Genomic DNA, 6,842 nt, shown 5'->3' on the forward strand with positions numbered 1-6,842 from the left:
CCTAGAACTTAGGTGTAATCTGGTAGAGCGATCGCATTCAACCATCAACCTAGAATATTGAGAGACGTAGCGGCGAAGAACGCAAAGCAAAATAAAGATGATTAATAAACGCTTTTGGCAAAATGCTGGACAATTGATTGCTGTATTTTTAATCGTGGTGGTAGTGATAGTTATTTGGAGTAATCTTAATCGTAATTTCCGGCAGTTAGGGATTCAGTTTGGTTTTGATTTTCTCAATCAACAAGCGTCTTTTGATATCGGTGAAACTTTAATTGGTTATAAACCCACTGATACTTATAGCCGTGCTTTGTGGGTGGGTTTGATTAATTCTTTAAGAATTGCGATCGCTGGAATTTTTCTCACTACTATTGTCGGGGTAACTGCTGGTATTTCCCGTCTTTCAGGTAACTGGCTAGTTAGGAATATAGCTTTAGTTTATGTTGATATTTTCCGCAATACACCTTTATTGTTGCAGTTACTTTTTTGGTACTTTGCGGTTTTTCTAAGTTTCCCGAAAGTGGAGAATAAAATTTCTGTTTTGGGTTTGGTTTCTTTGAGTCAAAATGGCATTGAATTGCCAGGAATTACCTTTTCTCCAGAGTTTTCATCTTTGTTATTGGGGTTGACCTTTTACACAGGTGCGTTCATTGCGGAAATTGTGCGGGGTGGGATTCAAGCTGTACCTAAAGGACAATCGGAAGCTGCGCGATCGCTCGGACTAAAACCCAGTTTAGCCATGGGTTTGGTGATTTTTCCCCAAGCTTTGCGGTTGATTATTCCACCACTTACCAGTCAATATCTGAATTTGATGAAAAATTCCAGTTTAGCGATCGCTATTGGTTATCCAGATATTTATTTTGTCGCTTCTACTACTTTTAATCAAACAGGTAAAGCGGTGGAAGTGATGATCCTCATTATGCTCACTTATCTTACTCTCAGTTTAATCATCTCCCTGATCATGAACTTCTTTAATCGCACTGTACAAATTTTAGAAAGATGACAACCACTAAACTAACTTGGTTACGCAAAAATCTCTTTAGTACCTGGTACAACAGTTTATTAACCTTTGTTTGTTTAATCCTCATCTGTTGGGTAACATGGTCAGCATCAACTTGGATTATTACCCAAGCACAATGGCAAGTAATTTCTGCTAATTTGCATTTATTCTTAGTTGGTAGATTTCCTCAAAGTCTTTATTGGCGAATTTGGATAGTTTTAGAAATTATCGTTACTTTCAGTTCTCTCACTTGGGGAATAACTACAAATAAGCAAAATTTAAAATGGCAAATATTCGGCTTGTTGGTTGTAAATTCAGGTATATTATTACTAGCTTTCTCCTTAAATTCAACTTCGCAGCTTTGGTTAATCTCAACTACATTTTTAATTATAGCAGGATTTTCATTAGGTAGAAAATTTTCTCAAATTCTTCTCCCTTGGCTTTCTTTATTCTGGTTAGGATCTTTCCCGATTATTTTATGGTTAATTGGTGGAGGATTTGGCTTAAAACCCCTATCCACAAACCTATGGAATGGTTTACTACTAACCCTATTAATGGCAGTAATTAGCATTGTCCTTTCCTTTCCCTTTGGTGTTTTACTCGCATTAGGAAGAACCAGCAATTTACCTGTGGTGCGTTGGTTTTCTATCCTTTATATTGAAATAATTCGCGGAGTTCCCCTCATCGGAATTTTATTTCTGGCTCAAGTCATGTTACCTTTATTTTTACCCACAAATTTACGTTTAGATCGATTACTGCGGGGAATTGCCGGACTGGTTTTATTTAGTGCTGCTTACATGGCTGAAAATGTGCGTGGTGGACTGCAATCTATCCCCCGTGGACAAATTGAAGCGGCAAAAGCATTAGGATTAAATACACCTTTTGTAATAATATTAGTTATTCTACCTCAAGCTTTACGTGCCGTTATTCCTGCCATTGTTGGGCAGTTTATTGGTTTATTTAAAGATACATCACTTTTATCTTTAGTGGGTTTAGTAGAACTGACAGGTATAGCTCGCTCTATTTTGGCACAACAACAATTCATCGGTCGTTATGCCGAAGTTTATATATTTATTGGTTTGATCTATTGGATATTTTGTTATTCAATAGCATTGGCTTCTCGACGTTTAGAAAAACAATTATAGGAGAGAATATTAGGGTGAAATACAAGAACTCCACCCCCAACCCCCTGACAGGTGTACGTTATTAACCACAACCTAAAATGATAAATGCAGCCCAGTAGTAAGGATGACTGTAACATCTTTTTTCTGGTGAGATTTTACTAGCTCTATACAATTCTGTAGCCAAATAAGTTCTAACTTTGAAGTCTTCTGGATGGACATGATGGAGTAAATTTTCATACCATTTTGTTAATTCTCCAGCAGTTATTTGTCTTAGCCATGTCGTTGCTTCTGCTAAAGCTAAAGCTGGTGATTTATGGGACTGTAATCTGCGGTAAAATTCAATCATTACTAAGGAACTAGCCGATGATTCTACATTCCAGATTGTACTGACCACATGAGGAACACCCGCACTCAAAAAACTGGTATCTAAACCTATATATTCACTGGTAATTTTGTGTTTGTTTGTATTGTTAGTTTGACAATTTGCCAGGGTGACTAATTTGTAACTGACTAGAGTTTTTTGACATATTTCTGCTAGGGTCAGGTGATCTTCACTTAATAATGCTAATTCAGATTTTAAAGGACTGCTTAAATTATTGATAACATCACCCATAAAGTGAAAGATGTTGTAATCTGTCAGCAATAATTTATTAACTTGCTCTTTGGTTGCTTTTTTTCCTGGCACACGCAGGAAATTACCAAACATCTGAGCAATTACGTCTGATTCAAACTGGATAGATTTGAGTGATGGAGAATTGCTAGAATTGGGATGTTCTACTATTAATAATTTTTGCTGTTGCCAATTTGATATGGCTTTTGATTTGAGAGAAAATCCCATTTGGATACTAGGCAAATAACTGATGGTGTAGGTTTGCTCAGGAGATGAAAAATGGAATAAAGCATGAATTGGCACTCTATATAAATCACGGTGGGGAATTAAGATTAGGTTGGTTATTCCTTCTAATTCTTGAATAATTGTGGAAATATTGAGGATGTCTTTGAGTTGTGAGAGTTTCTGTTCTATTTCGACTCGCCAAGGATGTTTTTTTTGTGTTTCTTGGGCTTGATGACGATATTCTTCCTGTTGCTGATGCCAATCTTCTAACCAATTTTCAAATGCAATCAGCCGTTGTACTGCTTCGGGTATGACTGCTACATCTTGTATGGGTGTAAACAGGGGAATGGGAGATGGGGCTTGATCTTTGATGATGAAGGTGTGTAAGGCAATGGGGCTGATATGCCAGTAAACTATGGCTGTGGTGGGGTTAAGTAATCGTTGAATAGAGTGGTATTTGGTGGATATGGTGCGGCTTTCACCAAAGAGTAGCCAGTTTAAACAAGCATTTTTGCCCTGTTCGGCAATTTCCCAAGCTTCTACTAAGTCTCCGTTATTTACGGCTAAATCAACGTTTAATTGCTCTATGCCGGCAAATTTTAGAGATAATTGTTTTTTACTTTCTTCTAAACGATTTGGTTGATTGAGTAGTTCTTGTAACAGGTTTGTACTTTGTTTTTGTAATTCTTTGGCTGGTGCTATTTGTTCTAAAGCTATAACCAGTTTGCTGAAAGATTGCAATATTTCTAAATGCAATTCAGGAAAGTCTGTTGCAGTGAGAGTTAATAGTGCTTGTTGGTACTCAGTTATTGCTTCATACCAATAATTTTGGGGTGTGGGTTGTTTTTTACTGTATTCATAATGGGTGTTACCGATCGCTAAATGTAGCCTTCCCCAACCTTCTGGGTGAGTATCGGGACGCAGATATTTTAATCCTTCTTGATAGCTGGCTAATTTGCCTTCATAGCCACCCAAACTTAACGCAGGATTAGTGGCGGCGATACTACTAAATAAGCGTAAAGAATCTCCAGTAATGACTAAATTGCTGGCGGCTGTACCTCTACCAATCCAAGCTTCCCAATAGTCTAATTTAATTTGTAGGGCGTTGTCATAGGAGGCGATCGCTTCCGCATACCGTTCTAAATAAAACAAGGCTACTGCTTGATTATACCAAGCCAAGTGAAAATCTGGGTTGATGGCGATCGCCTGTTGATAAGAAAAAATGGCATCTTCTAACCGTCCTAAATTATCCAAGGCTACACCCCGGTTAAACCAAGCCAAATAGAGGTCTGGTTGCACCGAGAGGGCTTGATCCCAAGACTCAATGGCCTCTAACCAGCGTCTTAAATTAAACAGCACCACACCCCGGTCAATCCAAACTTCATGGTAATCTGGTTGGATTTTTAACGCTTGATCATAAGCAGCGATCGCTTCGTCATATTGCTCACTTATACCCAGGGCTATACCCCGATAATACCAGTTTTCTTGGTCTTGGGGTTCTAAACTCAAGGCTTGGTCATAACTAAAAATAGCCTCCCAAACTAGCCCTAATTTCAACTGTGCTGCACCCCTGTTAGACCAGCACTCTGGGTAATTTGGTTTAATTTCTGTTACTTTATCAAAACAAGCGATCGCTTCCTCAAATTCCCCCAACTCTCCTAGTATTCTGCCCCGATTAAACCAAGCTTGATAAAAATTCGGCTTGAGAGTGATAGTTTGATTGTATGCAGCGATCGCTTCCTCAAACCGTTGTAAATAAAATAGCGTTAATCCCTTATTAAACCAATACAAATATGCTGTTGGTTGCCATTGAATCGCTTGCTCATAACAAACCAAAGCCCCCGATAAATTTCCAGCCTTAGCTTGCTCTAATCCTTGGTAAAATAGTTCTTGCGCCCGGTCAGCAACAGATAAGGCTGAATTGCCCGCAAAAGAGACTGAAGAGCCGCTACGGATTGCTAACTCTGCCGACAATTGCTGCACCAAATTGGTATTGTGTTCTAACCTCACCACCAACTCTTCTAAAGTATGTGCTATCTGCGGCTCTACATTTACCAAAGGCTGAGTCTGATCATCAACCAATACTACATCTTCCCCAACTGCCTCTCTGAGATAATCATATTGATTTTCTGATTGATGTTCTGAGTATCCATCACTTAAATCCGGGGAAAACTCCTTCCAGGTTTCCGCCACTGGAACAACAGAATAGTTGAAATACTCAGTTTCCACAGTTTGATTGTTTGAGTATTCATCCACTGAAACAACAGAATTGATATTGGCAACTTTTTCGTCGTATTGCCAGATATTTTCACCCAATTCAGCCAACAATTTTTGTCCAGGAGTCTGTAGCAGTGATTCTTCCACTGGCTGTTGATCCTTTTCATCCTCTAAATCACGGGTCAATAGTTGGATACCAATCTCATAGGACAGTTCACCAACTTTGCCAATATCTAATTGACCCAGTTGTACCATCCGTTGCCCTAAATAATGATTTGGAACAGGTGAAATTAATAATCTTTCACCAAAAATTAGTAACCAATCTAGCCAACGGTCCACTGTAATCCGGGGTTCCATGCGCTGCAAATATTTGAGCGCCCACTGTTGACCCCGTGCTTGATGTACACCTTCTAGCAACTGGGTAAACAAAAGTTCCAGATCCCCATTGGTTAGTTCTGGTAATGAATTTGGATCTACCTCTTTGTCGTTGTTCGTCATCAGATTATTATCTTGACGATTACCAAAGGGGTACTTAAAAACCGTGTTAAGCCACTGCAATAGCCACCTGAACATTTGCTACATTTTCGATTTCGCTTATCCTAGATTGTAGCCATCCTTGTGTCAAAAAAAATCAATAATTACTTAATTTGATCAAAAATCCCTACAATCAAGTCGCTGAAGGGGAAATGAGACTGAGGATAAATTACTTTTCTCCCTTCTCTCCTTTCCCCTGACCTTTTAATTTTCTGACTCAGAAGCTTCCCATTGATTAATCAATGTTTGGATAATCACTTCTGGATCATCTGTTTCTACTTCCAGTTGTTGAGCAATTTGCTGGCGGAGGTTTCCATCTTGCTGTAACATCAACAAAAATTGATCTAGGTCAATGGTTTGATATTCTCCCTCTGGCAAGTTTTCACCTATATCTCCTGGACTTGCCGCAAAGGAGATTAATGGCGATACAACGGTTTCTTCCATCACAGCATCCGGCCCCTCGTATTCCCAGATGGGTTCTACTGGATTACGGGTTAACAACTGCATCCCAATACTATAGGCAAGGTTGCCAATTTCGCCAATACCCAACTCACCTAACTTCACTAATCGCGCTGCTAAATCGTTGTTGGGTGTGCGGGATGCCAATACTTTCTGTCCAAAGTGTTCTAGCCACTCTAGCCAGCGTTCAGTGGAGACGCGATGCTCAATATTATGAAACCACTTTTGTGTCCAAGCCTCTCCTCTTGCTTGATGAACTCCTTCTAACAGTTCTGTAAATAGGAATTCTAAATCTGTATCAGTTAAGGGAGGTGCTGGTTCTTGCTGTACATTTTCTCTAACTGGTTTGGATCTTGGTTTGCTACCAAACAAGTTCTGAAAAAATTTTTTGAGCCACTGAATTAGCCGCTTGAGCATCTACTGCACCATTGAGTTTTGCTTAATTAAAATTTTAGCCATGTCCGTGACCATCCCTTCGCCTAAACTGAAAATTCTATAGCAAGAGGCAGCACTTCTCTTCGAGACGCTTCGCGGTAAGCGTAAGCTATGCCGTTAGGCTTTACGGCTACGCTCAGTGACCGGGGGCAGCGGTTCGGCTTCGCTCACCGACCGGGGGCAGGGGGCAGGGGGCAGGGGAGGCAGGGGAGGTAGAAATTATTATTCACTCCACAGGAAA

At 39.7% G+C, this 6,842-nt stretch carries 4 protein-coding genes; 2 read left to right on the forward strand and 2 right to left on the reverse strand.

Features of this window, described 5'->3' with window-relative positions; translation table 11 throughout:
* The first annotated feature begins 97 nt into the window (after positions 1-97).
* Both VB711_RS15690 and VB711_RS15695 read left to right on the forward strand, forming a co-directional pair.
* On the forward strand, positions 98-1,000 hold the full coding sequence (locus tag VB711_RS15690; RefSeq protein WP_323287068.1) for an ABC transporter permease subunit: 903 nt from the start codon (positions 98-100) through the stop codon (positions 998-1,000).
* Positions 997-2,142 carry an amino acid ABC transporter permease gene (locus tag VB711_RS15695; protein ID WP_323287069.1) on the forward strand — a complete coding sequence of 382 codons (1,146 nt, stop codon included), beginning with the start codon at positions 997-999 and terminating at the stop codon, positions 2,140-2,142. The genes VB711_RS15690 and VB711_RS15695 overlap by 4 nt, the downstream gene beginning before the upstream one ends.
* Positions 2,143-2,203: 61 nt before the next feature.
* Here VB711_RS15695 and VB711_RS15700 read toward each other — a convergent pair whose 3' ends face one another.
* Complete coding sequence (locus VB711_RS15700) at positions 2,204-5,746, reverse strand: CHAT domain-containing protein (protein ID WP_323287070.1); 3,543 nt, start codon at positions 5,744-5,746, stop codon at positions 2,204-2,206.
* A gap of 165 nt (positions 5,747-5,911) precedes the next feature.
* Positions 5,912-6,583 (reverse strand): hypothetical protein, encoded by a 672-nt coding sequence (locus VB711_RS15705; protein ID WP_323287071.1) that lies wholly within the window; start codon positions 6,581-6,583, stop codon positions 5,912-5,914.
* Positions 6,584-6,842: the final 259 nt, after the last annotated feature.

Source organism: Cronbergia sp. UHCC 0137, from assembly GCF_034932285.1.
GTDB lineage: Bacteria > Cyanobacteriota > Cyanobacteriia > Cyanobacteriales > Nostocaceae > Cronbergia.

Coding starts and splice junctions, on each gene's coding strand:
- VB711_RS15700 (WP_323287070.1), bottom strand. CDS start 5,746: ATGTTCAGGTGGCTATTGCAGTGGCTTAACACGGTTTTTAAGTACCCC.
- VB711_RS15690 (WP_323287068.1), top strand. CDS start 98: ATGATTAATAAACGCTTTTGGCAAAATGCTGGACAATTGATTGCTGTA.
- VB711_RS15705 (WP_323287071.1), bottom strand. CDS start 6,583: ATGCTCAAGCGGCTAATTCAGTGGCTCAAAAAATTTTTTCAGAACTTG.
- VB711_RS15695 (WP_323287069.1), top strand. CDS start 997: ATGACAACCACTAAACTAACTTGGTTACGCAAAAATCTCTTTAGTACC.